This is a genomic window from Microbacterium bovistercoris, from assembly GCF_003387575.1.
In the GTDB taxonomy this organism is placed as follows: Bacteria; Actinomycetota; Actinomycetes; order Actinomycetales; family Microbacteriaceae; genus Microbacterium; species Microbacterium bovistercoris.
In genome coordinates, this window is sequence record NZ_QUAB01000046.1 from 178,989 (window position 1) to 197,485 (window position 18,497).

Consider the following 18,497-nt stretch of genomic DNA (forward strand, 5'->3'; position numbering starts at 1 on the left):
CGCGGCGCAAGGGACAAGCTTACAAGGAAGAGCCTGCCCTCGACGATTCAGAGAGCCTACTCCCGGCCGAGGTCGCGGTGGCGGATGTTGACCGCGACTCCCGGGATCTGGCCGAGCCTGCGGCCCAGTTCCTCGGCCATCGCGACCGAGCGGTGCTTGCCTCCGGTGCATCCGATCGCGACCGTGGAGTGGCTCTTGTTCTCGCGCTGGTATCCCTCGAGCACCGGCACCAGCGCGGCGGCGTAGGCGTCCAGGAACTCCTGGGCGCCGTCGCGCGAGAGCACGTAATCGCGCACCTGGTCGTCCTGGCCGGTGAGGCCGCGCAGCTCGTCGTTCCAGAACGGGTTCGGCAGGAAGCGCATGTCGGCCACGAGGTCCACGTCGGTGGGCAGACCGTACTTGAACCCGAAGCTCAGCAGGGTCAGCCTGTGGCGCGCGGCCCCCTCCTCGGAGAACATCTCGGTCACCTGCGTGGCCAGCTGGTGGATGTTCAGGCTCGAGGTGTCGATCACCAGGTCCGCGGCCTCGCGGACCATCGCCAGACGCGACCGCTCCGTGCGGATGCCGTCCAGCAGAGTCCCGTCGCCCTGCAGCGGATGCGGTCGCCGCACGGACTCGAAGCGGCGCACCAGCACGTCATCCGAGGCGTCCAGGAACAGCACCTTCACGCCGGAGCCACGGGAGCGCAGCGCACGCGCGACACCCGGGAAGTCGTCGAACAGGTTGCGTCCGCGGACGTCGACGACGGCGGCGACCTTTGGCAGGTTCGCGCCACCCATGCCGGTGAGGTCGAGCAGCGGACGCAGGATCTGCGGGGGCAGGTTGTCGACCACGTACCAGCCGAGGTCCTCCAGGGCGTTCGCCGCCGTGGTTCGGCCGGCCCCTGACATCCCGGTGACGATGAGGAACTCACCCTGCTCCTCGACAGTGGTCGCTTCGTCCGCCGTCTCCGCCGCAGTCATGTGGTCCCTTCCCCTCGCATCCAGCTTAGGGCTTTTCCACGGCGCCCTTCGAGAGCCTCGCCTGGATGGTGCGCGCGAGCGACGGACCGATGCCGGGGACCTCCTGGATCTGCTCCGCGTCGGCGGCTCGCAGCTTGGCGACCGACCCGAAGTGCTTCAGCAGCGCCTTGATCCTCGCGTCACCGAGTCCCGGCACCTCGGACAGCACCGTGGTGATGTCGCGCCGGCGCCTGCGGCGCTGATGCGTGATCGCGAACCGGTGCGCCTCGTCGCGCAGCCGCTGCACGAGATACAGCGCCTCGCTGGTGCGGGGCAGGATGACCGGGAAGTCATCGCCCGGCAGCCAGATCTCCTCGAGGCGCTTGGCGATGCCGCACAGCGCGATGCCGGTCACGCCGCTGTCGTGCAGCGCCCGCGCGGCCGCGGCGACCTGCGGCTGCCCGCCGTCCACGATCAGCAGCTGCGGCCGGTAGGCGAAGCGGGGGCGCTTGGATCCGTTCCCTGCGCCCGTCGAAGGATCGCCCACCTCAGCGGTCGGATCCGGCGTTTCGTCTCGCTCCGCTCGCTCAACGACCGGCGAACCCTCACTGTCGATGTGCGCGAGGCGGCGCATGAGCACCTGGTACATCGAGTCGGTGTCGTCCGTGGTCTCGGTGATGTTGAACGAGCGGTACTGATCCTTGCGCGGGAGCCCGTCCTCGAAGACCACCATCGAGGCCACGACGTTCGTACCGCTCAGGTGCGAGATGTCGAAGCACTCGATGCGCAGCGGCGCCTCGGCCATGCCGAGCGCCTCCTGCAGGTCGGTGAGCGCCTGTGTGCGCGCGACGTAGTCGCTCGTGCGCTTGGTCTTGTGCCGGATCAGCGCCTGCGTCGCGTTCAGCGTCGCGGTGCGCATGAGCTCGGCCCGCTGCCCGCGTTGCGCGACGGCGATCTCGACCTTTCTGCCGCGCTTCTCGCGGAGCCACTGCTCGAGCTCGGCGGCGTCATCGGGCAGAGACGGCACCAGGATGCGGCGCGGGATGTCGCCGGACTCTCCGTAGGCGCGCTGCAGCACCTGGTCGACCAGCTCGGGCCCCGCGATGTCGATCTCCTTGTCGATGGCCGTGGCGCGCACGCCGCGCACGCGGCCGCCCCGGATCACGAAGTGCTGCACGGCCGCGGACAGCTCGTCCTCCGCGATGCCGAACAGGTCGGCGTCCTCGTCGGCGGCGAGCACCAGCGCGCTCTTGCCGAGGACGGCATCGATGGAGGCGAGCTTGTCGCGATACTTCGCCGCCGCCTCGTAGTCCATGGCGGCGGACGCCTCCCGCATCCGCTTGGTTAGCTCACGCGTGAAGCGCTCGTCGCCCCCCTCCATGAACGCGATGAAGTCGTCGACCATCGCGCGATGCTCCTCGATGGTGCAGGTCATCGAGCACGGTCCGCCGCAGCGACCGATCTGACCCGGGAAGCACGGCCGGCCGGTCTGCATCGCCTTGCGGTAGCTGGCGTCGCTGCAGGTGCGGATCGGGAAGGCCCTGACCATCAGTTCGATGGTGTCGTGCACCGCCCAGACCTTCGGGTACGGTCCGAAGTACTTCGCGCCCGGGATCCGGCGATTGCGTGTGACGATCACGCGCGGTGCCTCGTCGGCGAGCGTGATCGCCATGAACGGGTAAGACTTGTCATCCTTGTAGCGCACGTTGAACGGCGGATCGAACTCCTTGATCCACATGTACTCCAGCTGGAGCGAGTCGACGTCGGTCGCGACGACTGTCCACTCCACGGATGCCGCGGTCGTGACCATCCGGCGGGTGCGCTCGTGCAGCGTCCGCAGCGGCGCGAAGTAGTTCGACAGCCGCTGACGCAGGTTCTTCGCCTTGCCGACGTAGAGCACCCGGCCGTCGGAGTCGCGGAACCGGTACACCCCGGGATCGGTCGGAATCTCCCCTGTGCGCGGCTTGTACGGGAGGACGTCCGCCATCAGCCGGCCTTGCGCTCCCTGACGAGCTGGGTCACTGAGCCTGTCGAAGTGCCGAGGACCTCGGCGAGGAACTGCCCGGTGTGGCTGCCCTCGACGCGCGCGATCTGCTCCGGCGTGCCGGTCGCGATGATCTCGCCGCCACCGGCGCCGCCCTCCGGTCCGAGGTCGATCACCCAGTCGGCGGACTTGATCACGTCGAGGTTGTGCTCGATGACGATCACGGTGTTGCCCTTGTCGACCAGGCCGTTCAGCACCTCGAGGAGCTTGCGCACGTCTTCGAAGTGCAGACCCGTGGTCGGCTCGTCGAGCACGTAGATGCTGCGGCCGTTCGAGCGGCGCTGCAACTCCGTCGCGAGCTTGACGCGCTGCGCCTCTCCGCCGGAGAGCGTCGTCGCCGACTGGCCGAGCCGCACGTACCCCAGCCCCACGTCGACCAGCGTCTTCATGTACCGATAGATGGCAGGGATCGCCTCGAAGAAGACGGCGGCCTCCTCGATCGGCATCTCGAGCACCTCGGCGATGTTCTTGCCCTTGTAGTGCACGGCGAGCGTGTCGCGGTTGTACCGCTTGCCGTGGCACACCTCGCAGTCCACGTACACGTCGGGCAGGAAGTTCATCTCGATCTTGATCGTGCCGTCTCCGGAGCACGCGTCGCAGCGCCCGCCCTTGACGTTGAAGCTGAACCGGCCGGGAAGGTAGCCGCGCACCTTCGCCTCCGGTGTCTCGCTGAACAGCGTGCGGATGCGGTCGAAGACGCCGGTGTAGGTCGCCGGGTTCGACCGCGGCGTGCGGCCGATCGGCGCCTGATCGACGTGCACGACCTTGTCGAGGTTGTCGAGTCCGGTGACCCTGGTGTGCTTGCCCGGCACGGTCCTGGCGCCGTTCAGCTTCGAGGCGAGCACCTGGTACAGGATGTCGTTGACCAGCGAGGACTTTCCCGATCCGCTGACGCCGGTGACCGCGGTGAGAACGCCGAGAGGGAAGTCGGCCGAGACGTTCTTCAGGTTGTTCTCGCGCGCGCCGACAACGCCGAGCATCCGCTTGCGATCGATGCGGCGGCGCTTCGCCGGCGTGGTGATCTCGCGACGACCGGAGAGGTAGTCACCGGTGATCGAGGATTCGTCAGCCAGCAGCGAGGTGTAGGGGCCGGAGTGCACGACCTCTCCCCCGCCGACGCCGGCGCCGGGGCCGATGTCGACGACCCAGTCAGCGGCCTGGATGGTCTCCTCGTCGTGCTCCACCACGATCAGGGTGTTGCCCAGGTCGCGCAGCGTCTCGAGCGTCTCGATCAGACGGCGGTTGTCGCGCTGGTGCAGACCGATCGACGGCTCGTCGAGCACGTACAGCACGCCGGTCAGTCCCGAGCCGATCTGGGTCGCCAGACGGATGCGCTGCGCCTCACCGCCGGACAGCGAGCCGGCCGAGCGGCTGAGGTTGAGGTAGGCCAGGCCGACCTGCAGCAGGAAGTCGAGTCGCAGCCGGATCTCACGCAGCACCTGCGCGGCGATCTTGGCCTCGCGGTCGGACAGCACCAGGTGCTCCATGAACTCGCGGGCGTCGGCGAGGCTGAGGTGCGAGACCTCCGAGATGGAGTGGCCGTGCACCAGCACCGACAGCACCTCGGGGCGCAGCCGGTCGCCCTTGCAGACCGGACACGGCACCTCGCGGAGGTACTCGGCCCAGCGCTGGCGCTGTGTGTCGGACTCGGCCTGCATGTACTGCCGCTCGATGTAGGGCACGACGCCCTCGAATCCGGACGTGTACCGCATCTCGCGGCCGTACCGGTTCTTCCACTTGACCGTGACCTTGTAGTTGTCGCCGCGCAGCACGGCCTCGCGCACATCGGAGTGCAACTCGCGCCAGGGCGTGTCGAGCGAGAAGTCCAGGTCGTTCGACAGCCCTTCGAGCAGCCGCTCGTAGTACTGGAACAGCCCCTTGCCCTGCGTGGTCCACGGGATGATGACGCCCTCGCGGATCGACAGCTCCTCGTCGCCGAGCATGAGGTCGACGTCGACCGACATCCGGGTGCCGAGACCCGAGCAGGCCGGGCACGCACCGAACGGCGCGTTGAACGAGAACGTGCGCGGCTCGATCTCGGTGAGGGTGATCGGGTGGCCGTTCGGGCACGCGAGCTTCTCGGAGAACGACTGCCAGGCGGCATCCCCCTGCTCGTCGACGAAGTTGACCTGCATGACGCCACCGGCGAGGCCGAGCGCCGTCTCGACCGAATCGGTCACGCGGCCGAGGATGTCGTCGGATGCCACCAGGCGGTCGACGACCACGGCGATGTCGTGCTTGTAGCTCTTCTTCAGGGTGGGCGGCTCGGCCAGCTGGATGAGCTCGCCGTCGACGATCGCGCGCGAGTAGCCCTTCGCGCCCAGCTCGCGGAACAGGTCGACGAACTCGCCCTTCTTCTGCGAGACGACCGGCGCGACGATCTGGTAGCGGGTGCGCTCCGGCAGCTCCATGAGCTGATCGGCGATCTGCTGCACGGTCTGCCGCTGGATGCGCTCCCCGCACTCGGGGCAGTGCGGCACGCCGATGCGCGCCCAGAGCAGGCGCATGTAGTCGTAGATCTCGGTGATCGTGCCGACCGTCGAGCGGGGGTTGCGGTTGGTCGACTTCTGGTCGATCGACACCGCGGGGCTGAGCCCCTCGATGAAGTCGACGTCCGGCCGGTCGACCTGGCCGAGGAACTGCCGCGCATAGGCGCTCAGCGACTCGACGTAGCGGCGCTGCCCCTCCGCGAAGATCGTGTCGAACGCGAGGCTGGACTTGCCGGAGCCGGACAGGCCGGTGAAGACCACCAGCGAATCGCGAGGGATCTCGATGTCGACATCCTTGAGATTGTGCACGCGGGCACCGCGGACACTGAGCACTCCTGAGCTGGTTCTGGCTGAGCTGGCGACGGGAACAATGGGCACCAGACAAGTCTAGGAGTGGCCACCGACATCGGGCTCGGAGAGCACTCAGGCGCGGCATCCGTGGGTCCTCACAACCGGACGCGACTCGTGTGAGTCCGGCGTTACACCGCCGACACCGAACGGCGACGGCACCGAAACAGCACCCCCGTAGCCTCCTGGTCATCAGGCCGGCATCCGAGCATCGGAGACACCATGACCGCGATCGACTCCGCACCAGCCCCGCGCACGGGCCCCGTCCTCGCCCCCGGCGCCCTGACCGTCAGGGCAGGCCGCTGGATCGACGGCTGGGATGCCGAGGACCGCGATCAATGGGAGCACGAGGGACGACGCATCGCGGCGCGCAACCTGCGCTGGTCGATCTTCGCCGAGTTCCTCGGGTTCGTGGTGTGGCAGCTCTGGTCGATCGTCGTGATCTCGCTGCCGGCGGCAGGTTTCAGCTTCGGTGTGACGCAGACGTTCTGGTTGATCTCGATGCCGAGTCTCGTCGGCGCCACCCTGCGCTTCCCCTACACGTTCATGGTCCCCCGATTCGGCGGGCGGAACTGGACGATCATCTCGGCCGCACTGCTGCTGCTCCCGGTGACGGGTCTCGCGCTGTGCGTCAGCAACCCGGACACGCCGTTCCCGGTGATGCTCGGCGTCGCCGCCCTCGCCGGACTCGGCGGCGGCAACTTCGCCTCCTCAATGTCGAACATCACCTCGTTCTATCCGCAGCGCGAGAAGGGCTGGGCGCTGGGAGTGAACGCGGCCGGCGGCAACCTGGGCGCAGCCGTGGCGCAGTTCGTCGTGCCGATCGTCATCACGGTGGGAGCGGCGACGACCCTGAACCTCCCCGCCGCCGGCTGGATCTGGGTGCCGCTCATCATCGTCGCCGTCGTGGGCGCCGCGCTGCGCATGGACAATCTGTCCAGCGCCCGCGCCGACTTCGCCGCCTCCGTCGCCGCGTTCAGAGAGCCGCACCTGTGGATCCTCGCGTTCCTCTATCTCGGCACCTTCGGCTCCTTCATCGGGTTCGCGGGCGTGTTCCCGAAGCTCCTCGCCGACCAGTTCCCGGAGTACTCCCAGCTGCACGTCGGCACCGCCTCACTGTCGCTCGCGTTCCTCGGCGCTCTGTGCGGATCTCTCGCACGGCCCTACGGCGGCAGGCTCGCCGACCGCTTCGGCGGCTCATCGATCACCCTGGTCGCGTTCGGCGCCATGGCCGCGCTCACCACCGTCGTCATCCTCACGCTGCCGACGATCGGGTTCTGGGGATTCCTGGGGCTGTTCCTGCTGCTCTTCACGGCGAGCGGAATCGGCAACGGGGCGACCTACCGGATGATCCCGACGGTGTTCGCCTGGCGTGCGGGAGCGGAGGACGCCCACCTTACCGCGGGCGACGTCGGATCTCAGCGCAAGGCGGCCGCCGCCCTCGGCATCATCTCGGCGATCGGCGCCTACGGCGGATTCGTCATTCCGCAGGCGCTCGGCTGGTCGAAGGCAGGCACGGGCGGCTACTCGACCGGACTGAGCTGGTTCGTCGGCGCCTACCTGATCATGATCACCGTGACGGCCGTGGTCTACGTGCGGGCCGGCCGGCGCGCGGGGACGCGGCTGTGACGTCCGCGTCGGTCGCCTCGACGCACTGCCCGTACTGCGCTCTGCAGTGTGCGATGACACTGACGCCGCATGAGGCCGGTGCCTCGGTCGCGCCCCGCGACTTCCCGACCAATCGCGGCGGACTGTGCAAGAAGGGCTGGACCTCGGCCGAACTGCTCCGGCATCCGGACCGTGTGACCGCGCCCCTGCGGCGGACGGATGCCGGTTTCGAGGAGGTCTCCTGGGATGACGCGCTCGACGACATCGCAGCGCGACTCGTGGCGTTGCGCGAGGAGCGCGGCGCCGACTGCATCGGCGTGTTCGGCGGCGGCGGGCTCACGAACGAGAAGGCGTATCAGCTCGGCAAGTTCGCCCGGATCGCGCTGGGCACCAGCCGGATCGACTACAACGGCCGGTTCTGCATGTCCAGCGCTGCGGCGGCGGGCAACCGCGCCTTCGGCATCGATCGCGGGCTGCCGTTCCCGGTCACCGATCTCGACGGCGCGGAGACGATCCTGCTCCTCGGGTCGAACGTCGCCGCGACGATGCCGCCTCTGCTCGGCCACCTCACCGGGGCGCGCGCGGCCGGCGGCCTGATCGTCGTCGACCCGCGGCGCTCCGAGACCGCCAGGCTGCTCGAGGACGGCGGCGGGATCCACGTGCAGCCGGCCCCGGGCACCGACCTGCTGGTGCTGCTCGGCCTGACCCACATCGTGCTCGCCGAGGGCCTCGCGGATCTCCCCTACCTGCGAAGGCGCACCACCGGCCTCGAGGAACTGCAGCGCAGTGTCGCCGCATGGTGGCCGGAGCGGGTGCAGTCGCTGACGGGAGTGCCGGCGGCGCAGCTGCGCACGATCGCCCGTCGTCTCGCCGAGCACCGGCGCACCTTCATCATCACCGGTCGCGGTGTCGAGCAGCACGCCGACGGCACCGACACCGCGACCGCCGCGATCAACCTCGCCCTCGTGCTCGGCCTGCCGGGACGGCCCGGCGCGGGGTACGGCACGCTGACCGGCCAGGGCAACGGCCAGGGCGGTCGGGAGCACGGGCAGAAGTGCGACCAGCTCCCCGGGTACCGCCGGATCTCGGATCCCGCTGCGCGGAAGCACGTCGCGGCGGTGTGGGGCGTCGAGGAGAGGACTCTTCCCGGCCCCGGCGTCCCGGCGATGGAACTGCTCGGAATGCTCGGCGACGAGGTCGCCGCCCTCCTGGTGCACGGTTCGAACGTCGTGGTCTCCGCACCGGACGCGGCAACCGTCACACGGGATCTGGCGAGACTCGACCTGCTGGTCGTGTGCGACTTCTTCCTCTCCGAGACCGCGAAGCTGGCGCACTACGTGCTGCCCGTGACGCAATGGGCCGAGGAGGAGGGCACGATGACCTCGCTCGAGGGCCGCGTGATCCGGCGGCGGAAGTCGATCGATGCACCGGGCGAGACGCGGAGCGAGCTGTGGATCCTCCAGCAGCTGGCCCGTCGTCTGCGGGCTCCGGGCAGCTGGCCGACCGATGCCGCGGAGGTCTTCGACGAACTCGCCAGAGCCTCTGCGGGAGGTCCCGCCGACTACTCCGGCCTCAGCCATGCGCTCCTCGACAGCGGCGAGGCGGCGTACTGGCCGTATCCCGCCGGCACCACTGGCACGGCGCGCCTCTTCGCAGAGTCGTTCGCCCACCCCGACGGTCGGGCGCGCATCGTGGCGGTCTCCCCCGGCGCCGCGACCCCGAACCCGGGTATGACCCTCATCACCGGGCGCCTGCTCGAGCACTACCAGTCCGGGGCGCAGACCCGCCGGGTCGACGAGCTGGTCCAGGCACGTCCGCGGGCGACGGTCCAGCTGCACCCGGCGGCCGCCGCCGATCTCGGGATCGCCGCCGACGACATGGTCGAGATCTCCCACGACGGCGGTACCGTCCGCGTGCGGGCGGAGATCACCTCGGGCATCCGGCACGACACGGTCTTCCTCCCGTTCCACTTCCCCGGCGACGACCGCGCGAATCTGCTCACCAGAGCGGTCGTCGACCCGGTCTCGGCGATGCCCGAGTTCAAGAGGACCCCGGTCACAGTGGCACGGGCGGAGGGGGACGTCTCATGAGGATCGTCGTGATCGGGTTCGGGCCCGTCGGCGCGCGCTTCGTGGAGGGGATGCTTCCCGCGGTGCGCGCGGGAGCCGTCACGCTGACCGTCCTCGGTGCAGAGCAGGATGACGCGTACAACCGCGTCCTGATCGCGGAACTCGCCGTCGGCAGGGCGACGCGGGAGCGGCTCGACCTGCCAGGAGCCGCGGCGGCGGCCGCAGCCGGGGCATCCGTCCGTCTCGGCGAGGCGGCCGTCTCGATCGACAGGAGCCGGCGCGTCGTGCACACCAGCGGAGGCGATCGCATCGCCTACGACCGGCTCGTGCTCGCCACCGGCGCACGCGCCAACGTACCCACGCTGTTCGGCATGGAGAAGGCGCGCCGGCACCGTCTGTCCAGAGCGCTGCATCCGGAGCTGCTCGATCGCGGTGAGCACGACCTCCCCCGCGGGGTCACCGCGCTGCGCGACCTCGCGGATGCGGAGCAGGTCGCCGCCGCTGTTCGCGCCGGACTGCGGATCGTCGTGCTGGGCGCAGGCGTGCTCGGGCTGGAGGTCGCGCTCGCCGCCAGGGAACAGGGCGCGGAGGTCGTCGTCGTGCACACCGGCGGCGTACCGATGAGTCGCAACCTCGACGACGACGGCGGCCGCATGCTCGCCCGCGCGGCACGGGGCGCCGGCGTGCAGATGCTGGCGCATGCCGTCGCCGAGAGCATCGTCACCCGCACGGACGACAGCGGCGGCATCCGCTTCGACGCCCTGCTCTGCGCAGACGGCACACTCGTGCGCGGCGATCTTCTGCTGCTGTCCGTCGGCGCATCCGCCCGCGTGGAGCTCGCCGCCGCGTCCGACCTCGCCGTGGCCACCGGCATCCTCGTCGACGAGCGGCTCGCCTCATGGACGGATCCGTCGATCTTCGCGATCGGTGACTGCGCGCAGGTGGCAGCGCGCGACTCGGCCAGGGCCGACGGGCACGTCGCGGGAGCCCCATCGGGACTCATCGGCCCCGGATGGCGCCAGGCGGACGCTCTCTCGGCGTGGCTCTGCGGCGCGGGCGACGAGATGCATCCGCTTGCTGATCGTCCCGCGGTCGTGGCGCTCAAAGCCGAGGGCGTGGACGTCATCTCCGGCGGCGCCGTGGACGCCGATCCCTGGGACGACGACCCGCATGCGGATGCCTGCGCGCACCGGCGGCAGGTGAGTCAGTGGCTGGATCCGGCCCGAGGCTGCTACGTCAAGATGGTCACCCGCGCCGGGGTGCTGGAGGGGTTCGTGGCGGTCGGCATGCCCAGAGCGGGCGCGGAGCTCGCCCTGCTCTTCGAGCGGGGCGGAGAGCTGCCCGCCGATCGCGGCGCGCTGCTGCGGCTCGACGGCGTCGACTCCGGCGAGGCGCTCGGCACCGATCCGTTCGCTCCGGATGCGACGGTGTGCTGGTGCAACGGCGTCACGGTGCAGCGCATCAGCGATGCCCTCGCCGACGGCGCCGACACGGTGGAGTGCGTCGGCTCGACGACCAGGGCGGGCACCGGCTGCGGCGGATGCCGCGGGAGGATCGCCGAGCTCATCGCGCGTGACGTCCCGCTCACCGGCGGAGCGCGCGTCGGCTAGGTCGTATCACCGGATCGGTTCCCCGCGCCCGGTCCAGGAGCGGCATCCGCCATACGCAGCCCACGCAGGGCGAACACGATGCCGGCCAGCAGCAGTACGGCGCCCAGCGGCGCCAGCCACGCGATCGCGACGCCCGTCGATCCGCCGACCAGCAGCGCTCCCCCGAAGGCGATCGGCTGCGCGATCAGCTCGATGACGGCGAACCTGCGGGCGCTCGGCAGCAGTGCACGCAGCGCGAGCTGAGACCGCAGCGGCACGGTGAGGCCGATCCCCGCGAGCACGTGGATCGCGTGCACCAGGAGCACGGCGAGCGCCGTCCGGGCCGGGGAGGGATCGGTCAGCAGCATCCCGACCGGCAGGCAGCCTGCAGCGACCCAGGCGACCATGGAGCGCGGCGCGATCACACTGGCCAGTGCTGCCACGATCGCGATCCAGCGCCACAGCGGCACCGGGATCAGGGCGAATGCGCCCGCCGTCACGATCGCCACGAGGACGATGCGCACGACGACGCCGGGGACGGATGCGGGCGCGCGGAAGGTGTGCGCTCTGCGCAGGATGCCTGTCATCGCCGCACCGCCGGCTTCCGTGCGTGCCGCCCGCGGAGCAGCATCCGCAGCACGGCGTCCGCGTCGCCGTCCCGCCACGCGAGCACCTCGACGCCGGTTCTGCGCAGTTCGAGGAGGATGTCGCTGCGCTCGGCGAGCAGGGTCCTGGTCGCGAGTCGCTGCTCACTGCTCAGGCGCGTGTCGTCCGGCTGCGGAAGGACGTCGACGGCGACGACGGCGTGTCCGGATGCCCGCCACCGGGTCGCGAGCTCGGCGGCTGCGCCGTCGAAGAAGGTCGAGAGCACGAAGACGATCGATCCCTGAGCGATCGGCGGGGTGCGCCGGAACCGCGAGCCGTCGCCGCTGACGCCGGTCGCGGAGATCACGTCCCGCAGCCGCGCCAGATATCGTGCGCCGGCGCCGCTGCGCAGCGTGCGCCCGCCGGGTGCCAGCTCGTGGAACGCCACCCGATCGCCCGTCTCGATCGCCGCGGTCGCGAGCGACAGCGCCGCCTCGCGAGCGAGGTCGAGCGAGGTGGTGCCGCTCTGCTCGAGATCGCCCGATCCCCACGTCGCGACGACCTCGCCGAGGTCGTCGGCCGTGTCGACGGCGATCACCACCGAACTGTCGCTGAGCGTGTTCACCCGCCGCACGTACAGTTCGCCCGGCGTCCGGGCCAGGCGCGCCGTCGCGCGCCAGTCCACACGGCGCAGTTCGTCGCCGGGCGCGAACGGATGGATGTCCCGGAAGTCGCCGCCCTGCCCCGGTCTTGCTCCCTCGTGGCTGCCGTGCAGCCCGGTCAACCGCGGGGCGACAGGAAGCTCTCGAAGCCGTCGCAGCGCCGGCACGGCGCTCCAGCGCAGAGACGCCCTCGGTGTGGCGTCGGACGCCCACGCGCCGTCCAGCGCGACACCCCTCGCCGTGACGGCGAGCAGTTCGATCGGGCCGGAGTGCCGCAGTCTGCTGCGCGAGCGCAGGGCCTTCTCCCCCGGCGCCACATCCGCCATGCCGGTGCGATGTCCGGCCTGATCGACGGCGAGCTGCACCCAGTCGGCGTCCGCAGCCTCGATGTCGACGTTCCCTGTGACGACGCCCTCTCCCGTGCCCGGCGCAGCACTCAGCTCGACCTCGAGCGAGCCGCCTTCCGGGCGGTGCCGCAGCGCCCAGACGAAGCACAGTGCGAGCGGGATGCCGACGGCGACGAGGTCGGGGCGGGACAGCGCGAGCCCGGTCGCTGCGAGCACCACCGCTCCGGCGAGGGCGACCGCGACGACGGGGGTCCGATGCCAGGTCAGCGCGCCCGAGGTCCTCGCACCGGCGTTCGGCGTCGAGGTCGCGGCGGACCGGAACCCGCTCATGCGACCCTCGTCATCGTGCGTACGCCGAGTTCGGAGCTCCGGCGATGGTCGGCGGAACAGGGGTCTGTGCCACGACGGCCGACACGATCGACGCGGGGTCGATCCCCTGCGCCCATGCCTGCGGTGTGAGCGTCAACCGGTGCGCGAGCACGGGCTCTGCGATGCGCTTGATGTCGTCCGGACGCACATAGCCGCGCCCGTCGAGGGCGGCCAGTGCCCGGCCGACCAGTACCAGCGCCTGCGAACCGCGGGGCGACGCCCCCACGGCGACGTTGTTCGCCGTCCGTGTGGCGCGCACGAGATCCACGCAGTACCGCGCGACATCCGGATCCACGTGGATGCGCTCGACGGCCGCCTGCAGGCTGCGCAGCCCCGTCGCGTCGATGACCGTGTCGACGGCGGCGTCGGGCGTCTGCCGGCGGACGCGATCCAGAATGATCTGCGTCTCTCCTTCGGAGATCGGGTATCCGACGGAGAGACGCACCATGAAGCGGTCCAGCTGCGCCTCGGGCAGCGCGTACGTGCCCTCGTACTCGATCGGGTTCGACGTGGCGATGACATGGAAGGGAGCGGGCAGCGGGAACCTGTTGCCCTCGACGGTGACCTGGCCCTCCGCCATCGCCTCGAGCATCGCGGACTGCGTCTTGGGCGTAGTCCGGTTGATCTCGTCGGCGAGCAGCAGTCCCGTGAAGATCGGACCGGGACGGAACTGGAACTCGCCCGTCGCCGGCGCATAGACGTACGAGCCGGTGACGTCACCGGGGAGCATGTCGGGCGTGCACTGCAGACGGCGGAAGTCGAGGCCGAGCGCGGTGGCGATGCTGCGCGCCGCGAGGGTCTTGCCCAGGCCGGGGACGTCTTCGAACAGCACATGGCCGCCCGCCAGGATCGCGGCAAGCGCGACGGTCAGCGGGCCGTCCATCCCGACCACCGCCCCGCGGACGCTGTCCAGCACCCGGCGGCCGATGCCCTCGATCTCGGTGATCTCGTCGATGTCCATCTATCTCTCCTGCCCTGCCATGCGGTTGTCGTCCTGCGGGATGCGCTCGATGGCGGCGAGGACACGTTCGAGGTCACGGCGCCGCACCTCACGGCCGCCGAGGACTTCGCGGATGTCCGGTCCGATCAGCGCGTCTATGTGCGCGTGCTGTGCCGGATCGTCGAGGTCCAGCCCCTGATGCGCGAGGCGGCGTCGCAGCATCCGCTCGACGCGCGCGACGATGACGTGCCCCACGACGCCGGTGCGCGGGTTGATCGACCATGCCAGCCGTGACACGTCGGATCCCCGCAGCAGCACCGTCGGCGGCTCCGGCGGCCAGGCTCCGCCCTCTTCGATGAACGACTGACGCGTCGCCAGAAGGATGACGCCCAGGATGAGCAGCCAGGCGATCGCGAACTCCACGGGGACGCCGAGGCCGGTCATGACCAGCACGAGGGCACCGGCGACCAGCAGGCCGATCACGCCGAGGACGATCCGGCCCTTCATCGCCACTCCTCCTCGAGACGTTCGAGCAATGCGCGCGCGGTGCGCCGGTCGCCGTCATCGGCGACATGGCCGCCGAATCGCACGCGCTCGTAGAGGTCCACGAGGGCGATGACGTCCTTCTCGGTGGCGGCACGACGGGCGATGATCCGCAGTGTGAACTCTCGCGGCGTCTCGCTCTCCCCGCGAGTGACGCCGGAGTCCGCCGCCGTCTGTTCCAGTCCGACCCAGGCGGCGATGATCGCATCACCCGGGTAACGGGACTCGCCGATGACGCGGATCGCGGCTGCGATGCCGCGCCGGATCACCTGGGCATCCGCTTGCGCAGGCTCGGCCGCCCCGGCCACACGAGCGTCGAGTTCCGCCCCGTCGCGGCTTCGGAGCGGACGCTCGCCCCAGATCTCCTTGAGTCGGCGCAGCAGCACGATGACGAGCAGGATGATCAGCGACAGGACGCCGAGGCACACGATCACGGCCAGGACCGCAGCGATGATCGTCGCGAGCAGGTCGTCGCGCTGCGGCACCGGCAGTGGCGCGGGCGTGCCACTCGACATCGGTTCGGTGGGTTCAGGGAGCGGACGGGAGTCGCTCTGATCGATCGGGCGGAAGACCGGAAGGCCCTGCAGGGCGGCGACCAGCATGATGACGACGAAGATCCCCGCGACTGCGATCCCGGCCACGAGCGTTCGGGATGCCCCGGTCCGCCCTTCGGGGAGACGGGGACCACGGCGCATGATCCCACCCTAGGGGCGGAGTGGACGCGCCGCCGACCGCCTGTGGAGAATCAGAACTCCTCGGGGCGACGGCCCGCGAAGGGCGCGAGCCCGTCGCGCAGCGCCGCGACCTGCCCGCCGTCCATCCCGACCCTGGCCATCACCTGACGGGGCACGTCGAGCGCGCGCTCCCGCAGCTGCGCACCGGCATCTGTGAGCGCGATGTCGAGCCGGCGCTCGTCCTCGGCGCTGCGCTCGCGGCGCACCAGTCCGTCCTTCTCGAGCCTCTTGACCAGCGGCGAGGCCGTGGCCGGATCCAGCGCCAGGTCGGCGGCGAGATCGTGCAGCGAGCGCGGCGAGCGCTCCCAGAGGGCGAGCATGGCCAGGTACTGGGGATGTGTGAGACCGAGCGGTTCGAGGATCGGCCGGTACACGGCGACCACGTTACGTGCCGCGGTGACGAGGGCGAAGCACAGCTGGTTCTCGAGACGCAGCAGATCGTCGGACTCTGTCATGAGATCGACTCTACCCATGACACTAATAGTTAGTACACTAAGGTTTATGCCGAAGCACTCAGACCGCGTCCCGCTCCGCACCCGGATCCGCGAGGCCGGCGGCCTCTACGCGTGGTTCAACAGCAGGCTGATCCGCCTCGCGGGGCCCGCATCTGTCGGACCGTACGAGGCGACTCCGCCGCCCAGCGCCGCACAGCGCGCCGAGCGCGGCTGTCCGCTCTGTGGCGCACCGATGAATCAGCATGAGATCGATCGCAGCGGGCCGAAGCCGCTGATGCACTGCCCCTGAGCAGGTGCCGCGGGGCTTCAGGCAGCAGGCAGGTCCTCGCGGGCGATGTCCAGCCAGGCGACCAGCTCGTCGTCGCTTCGGAGTGCTTCCGGCGACACGTCGAGCCAGTTCGCACTCATCCCGCTCCCGCCCATCCGCGCGCGTGAGACGCCGGGTCGCAGAAGCAGTTCCGCTCCGTGCTCGGCGTCCACGCGCAGCAGAAGGACGCCGCCCTTGCGGGCTCCGACGAGGATCTTCCCGTCCTGCAGGAACACCCTGCTGCCGAACATCCGACGCTCCTCGATGCCGTCGGCGGCGAGCAGCGCGCGGATGCGATCGGCGAGCTCATCGCCTGCGACATCCATCAGGCGTGCCCGGCCCGTTCCATCGCGCGCAGCTCCTTCTTGAGATCCTGGACCTCGTCGCGCAGCCGCGCGGCAAGCTCGAACTTGAGCTCTTCGGCGGCGGCGAGCATCTGCCCGGAGAGGTCTTCGATCGTGGCCTCGAGCTGCTCGGCGCCTTCGGCGGCGATGCCCTCGCGACGCAGGTTCGGCGTCGGCGCCTTGCCCTTTCCGCTCTTGCCGGCCTTGCCGCGGCCGCCCTTCATGGCGGCGGTGTCCGCTGCCTCGCGGGCGAGCACCTCGGTGATGTCGGCGATGCGCTTGCGCAGCGGCTGCGGGTCGATGCCGTTGGCCTTGTTGTAGGCGACCTGCTTCTCGCGACGCCGCTCGGTCTCCTCGATGGCGTTGCGCATCGAATCGGTCATGTTGTCGGCGTACATGTGCACCTCGCCGGACACGTTTCGCGCGGCGCGGCCGATCGTCTGGATGAGCGACGTGCCCGAGCGCAGGAAGCCCTCCTTGTCGGCGTCGAGGATGGCGACGAGCGAGACTTCCGGCAGGTCGAGACCCTCCCGCAACAGGTTGATGCCGACCAGCACGTCGTACACGCCGGCGCGCAGCTCGGTGAGCAGTTCGACGCGGCGCAGCGTGTCGACGTCGGAGTGCAGGTAGCGCACCTTGACGCCGTGCTCGCCGAGGAAGTCCGTGAGTTCCTCCGCCATCTTCTTGGTCAGGGTCGTGACGAGAACACGCTCGTCGCGCTCGACCCGGATGCGGATCTCCTCGAGCAGGTCGTCGATCTGCCCCTTCGACGGCTTGACCACGATCTCGGGGTCGACGAGGCCGGTCGGGCGGATGATCTGCTCCACGACCCCGTCGGCGATGCCCATCTCGTACTTGCCGGGCGTGGCAGACAGGTACACGGTCTGCCCGATGCGGTTCTTGAACTCGTCGAAGCGCAGCGGCCGGTTGTCCATGGCGCTCGGCAGCCGGAAGCCGTGCTCGACGAGAGTGCGCTTGCGCGAGGCATCCCCCTCGTACATGGCGCCGATCTGCGGGACGGTGACGTGCGACTCGTCGATGACGAGCAGGAAGTCGTCGGGGAAGAAGTCGAGCAGGGTGTGCGGCGGCTCGCCGGCCTCGCGGCCGTCGAGGTGCCGGGAGTAGTTCTCGATGCCGCTGCAGAAGCCGAGCTGCTGCAGCATCTCGAGGTCGAAGGTGGTACGCATGCGCAGGCGCTGCGCCTCGAGCAGCTTGCCTTGGCGCTCGAGCTCGGCGAGGCGCTCGGCGAGCTCCGCCTCGATGGTGCCGATGGCGCGCTGCACCACATCCATTCCCGCGACGTAGTGGGATGCCGGGAAGATCGGCACCGCGTCGAGCTTGGCGACCACCTCTCCGGTCAGCGGATGCAGCGAGTAGAGGGCCTCGATCTCGTCGCCGAACAGCTCGATGCGGATCGCGTGCTCCTCGTAGACCGGGATGATCTCGATCGTGTCGCCGCGCACGCGGAAGTTGCCGCGCGAGAAGTCGACGTCGTTGCGGTTGTACTGCATCGAGATGAACTGCCTGATGAGGGCGTCGCGGTCGTAGCGCTCGCCCACCTGCAGCGCGACCATCGCACGCAGGTACTCCTCGGGCGCGCCCAGGCCGTAGATGCAGGACACCGTGGAGACCACCACCACGTCGCGCCGGCTGAGCAGCGAGTTCGTCGTGGAGTGCCGCAGCCTCTCGACCTCCGCGTTGATCGAGGAGTCCTTCTCGATGAAGGTGTCGGTCTGCGGGACGTACGCCTCGGGCTGGTAGTAGTCGTAGTAGCTGACGAAGTACTCGATCGCGTTGTTCGGCATGAGCTCGCGGAACTCGTTGGCCAGCTGCGCGGCGAGCGTCTTGTTGTGCGCCATCACCAGCGTCGGGCGCTGCACCTGCTCGATGAGCCAGGCGGTCGTCGCCGACTTGCCGGTACCGGTCGCACCGAGCAGCACGACGTCGGTCTCGCCGGCGTTGATGCGTGCGGCGAGCTCGGCGATCGCCTGCGGCTGATCACCGGCCGGCGCGTACTCGCTGACGACCTCGAACGGGCGGACCGAGCGCGTGGGTTGCATACGTCAAGACTACGAGGGGCCGCCGACACTGGCGTCGGCGGCCCTGAAGAGCGGATGCTGCCG

15 protein-coding genes are annotated in these 18,497 nt (G+C 70.0%); 4 read left to right on the top strand and 11 right to left on the bottom strand.

Annotation, left to right across the window (positions count from 1 at the left end):
- Positions 1 to 56: 56 nt before the first annotated feature.
- The 3 genes from rapZ to uvrA are packed head-to-tail and all read right to left on the bottom strand — an operon-like array spanning position 57 to position 5,852.
- Positions 57 to 962: an RNase adapter RapZ gene (rapZ, locus tag DY023_RS14145; RefSeq protein ID WP_116242976.1), complete on the bottom strand. Its 906-nt coding sequence runs from the start codon at positions 960 to 962 to the stop codon at positions 57 to 59.
- Positions 963 to 987: 25 nt separating this feature from the next.
- A complete protein-coding gene (gene uvrC / locus DY023_RS14150) occupies positions 988 to 2,928 on the bottom strand; it encodes an excinuclease ABC subunit UvrC (RefSeq protein ID WP_116242977.1) in 1,941 nt (646 codons plus the stop codon).
- Positions 2,928 to 5,852 carry an excinuclease ABC subunit UvrA gene (uvrA, locus tag DY023_RS14155; protein ID WP_116242978.1) on the bottom strand — a complete coding sequence of 975 codons (2,925 nt, stop codon included), beginning with the start codon at positions 5,850 to 5,852 and terminating at the stop codon, positions 2,928 to 2,930. Before uvrA ends, uvrC begins: the two co-directional genes overlap by 1 nt.
- Positions 5,853 to 6,044: 192 nt before the next feature.
- On the opposite strand from uvrA, the gene DY023_RS14160 reads away from it, so the two are divergent.
- The 3 genes from DY023_RS14160 to DY023_RS14170 are packed head-to-tail and all read left to right on the top strand — an operon-like array spanning position 6,045 to position 11,109.
- Positions 6,045 to 7,451 (top strand): MFS transporter, encoded by a 1,407-nt coding sequence (locus DY023_RS14160; protein ID WP_116242979.1) that lies wholly within the window; start codon positions 6,045 to 6,047, stop codon positions 7,449 to 7,451.
- Complete coding sequence (locus DY023_RS14165) at positions 7,448 to 9,520, top strand: molybdopterin oxidoreductase family protein (RefSeq protein ID WP_281271943.1); 2,073 nt, start codon at positions 7,448 to 7,450, stop codon at positions 9,518 to 9,520. The genes DY023_RS14160 and DY023_RS14165 overlap by 4 nt, the downstream gene beginning before the upstream one ends.
- On the top strand, positions 9,517 to 11,109 hold the full coding sequence (locus DY023_RS14170; protein WP_116242981.1) for an FAD-dependent oxidoreductase: 1,593 nt from the start codon (positions 9,517 to 9,519) through the stop codon (positions 11,107 to 11,109). Before DY023_RS14165 ends, DY023_RS14170 begins: the two co-directional genes overlap by 4 nt.
- Here the strand turns inward: DY023_RS14170 and DY023_RS14175 are convergent.
- The 6 genes from DY023_RS14175 to DY023_RS14200 are packed head-to-tail and all read right to left on the bottom strand — an operon-like array spanning position 11,106 to position 15,723.
- Positions 11,106 to 11,675 carry a hypothetical protein gene (locus DY023_RS14175; protein WP_116242982.1) on the bottom strand — a complete coding sequence of 190 codons (570 nt, stop codon included), beginning with the start codon at positions 11,673 to 11,675 and terminating at the stop codon, positions 11,106 to 11,108. The genes DY023_RS14170 and DY023_RS14175 overlap by 4 nt on opposite strands.
- Entirely contained in the window at positions 11,672 to 13,012 is a 1,341-nt protein-coding gene (locus DY023_RS14180) for a DUF58 domain-containing protein (RefSeq protein ID WP_116242983.1), read from the bottom strand. Before DY023_RS14180 ends, DY023_RS14175 begins: the two co-directional genes overlap by 4 nt.
- A 10-nt stretch (positions 13,013 to 13,022) precedes the next feature.
- Positions 13,023 to 14,012: an AAA family ATPase gene (locus DY023_RS14185; protein WP_116242984.1), complete on the bottom strand. Its 990-nt coding sequence runs from the start codon at positions 14,010 to 14,012 to the stop codon at positions 13,023 to 13,025.
- Positions 14,013 to 14,498: a hypothetical protein gene (locus DY023_RS14190; protein WP_245958717.1), complete on the bottom strand. Its 486-nt coding sequence runs from the start codon at positions 14,496 to 14,498 to the stop codon at positions 14,013 to 14,015.
- On the bottom strand, positions 14,495 to 15,229 hold the full coding sequence (locus tag DY023_RS14195; protein WP_147303309.1) for a DUF4129 domain-containing protein: 735 nt from the start codon (positions 15,227 to 15,229) through the stop codon (positions 14,495 to 14,497). The genes DY023_RS14190 and DY023_RS14195 overlap by 4 nt, the downstream gene beginning before the upstream one ends.
- 50 nt (positions 15,230 to 15,279) lie before the next feature.
- Entirely contained in the window at positions 15,280 to 15,723 is a 444-nt protein-coding gene (locus tag DY023_RS14200) for a MarR family winged helix-turn-helix transcriptional regulator (protein ID WP_116242987.1), read from the bottom strand.
- A 46-nt stretch (positions 15,724 to 15,769) separates the two neighbouring features.
- On the opposite strand from DY023_RS14200, the gene DY023_RS14205 reads away from it, so the two are divergent.
- Positions 15,770 to 16,012: a hypothetical protein gene (locus DY023_RS14205; RefSeq protein ID WP_116242988.1), complete on the top strand. Its 243-nt coding sequence runs from the start codon at positions 15,770 to 15,772 to the stop codon at positions 16,010 to 16,012.
- A 17-nt stretch (positions 16,013 to 16,029) separates the two neighbouring features.
- On the opposite strand, the gene DY023_RS14210 is transcribed toward DY023_RS14205, so the two are convergent.
- The gene (locus DY023_RS14210) at positions 16,030 to 16,356 is read right to left on the bottom strand and encodes a TfoX/Sxy family protein (RefSeq protein WP_245958718.1); all 327 of its coding nucleotides are present in this window, start codon (positions 16,354 to 16,356) and stop codon (positions 16,030 to 16,032) included.
- Positions 16,356 to 18,434, bottom strand: coding sequence for an excinuclease ABC subunit UvrB (uvrB, locus tag DY023_RS14215; protein ID WP_116242989.1), 2,079 nt, complete (start codon positions 18,432 to 18,434; stop codon positions 16,356 to 16,358). Before uvrB ends, DY023_RS14210 begins: the two co-directional genes overlap by 1 nt.
- Positions 18,435 to 18,497 lie beyond the last annotated feature (63 nt).

What these genes read in the sequence shown, in the direction of transcription:
- DY023_RS14205 (WP_116242988.1), top strand. Translation starts at nt 15,770, where the DNA reads ATGCCGAAGCACTCAGACCGCGTCCCGCTCCGCACCCGGATCCGCGAG.
- DY023_RS14185 (WP_116242984.1), bottom strand. Translation starts at nt 14,012, where the DNA reads ATGGACATCGACGAGATCACCGAGATCGAGGGCATCGGCCGCCGGGTG.
- DY023_RS14160 (WP_116242979.1), top strand. Translation starts at nt 6,045, where the DNA reads ATGACCGCGATCGACTCCGCACCAGCCCCGCGCACGGGCCCCGTCCTC.
- rapZ (WP_116242976.1), bottom strand. Translation starts at nt 962, where the DNA reads ATGACTGCGGCGGAGACGGCGGACGAAGCGACCACTGTCGAGGAGCAG.
- DY023_RS14175 (WP_116242982.1), bottom strand. Translation starts at nt 11,675, where the DNA reads ATGACAGGCATCCTGCGCAGAGCGCACACCTTCCGCGCGCCCGCATCC.
- DY023_RS14195 (WP_147303309.1), bottom strand. Translation starts at nt 15,229, where the DNA reads ATGCGCCGTGGTCCCCGTCTCCCCGAAGGGCGGACCGGGGCATCCCGA.
- DY023_RS14210 (WP_245958718.1), bottom strand. Translation starts at nt 16,356, where the DNA reads ATGGATGTCGCAGGCGATGAGCTCGCCGATCGCATCCGCGCGCTGCTC.
- uvrC (WP_116242977.1), bottom strand. Translation starts at nt 2,928, where the DNA reads ATGGCGGACGTCCTCCCGTACAAGCCGCGCACAGGGGAGATTCCGACC.
- DY023_RS14170 (WP_116242981.1), top strand. Translation starts at nt 9,517, where the DNA reads ATGAGGATCGTCGTGATCGGGTTCGGGCCCGTCGGCGCGCGCTTCGTG.
- DY023_RS14190 (WP_245958717.1), bottom strand. Translation starts at nt 14,498, where the DNA reads ATGAAGGGCCGGATCGTCCTCGGCGTGATCGGCCTGCTGGTCGCCGGT.
- DY023_RS14200 (WP_116242987.1), bottom strand. Translation starts at nt 15,723, where the DNA reads ATGACAGAGTCCGACGATCTGCTGCGTCTCGAGAACCAGCTGTGCTTC.
- uvrB (WP_116242989.1), bottom strand. Translation starts at nt 18,434, where the DNA reads ATGCAACCCACGCGCTCGGTCCGCCCGTTCGAGGTCGTCAGCGAGTAC.
- DY023_RS14180 (WP_116242983.1), bottom strand. Translation starts at nt 13,012, where the DNA reads ATGAGCGGGTTCCGGTCCGCCGCGACCTCGACGCCGAACGCCGGTGCG.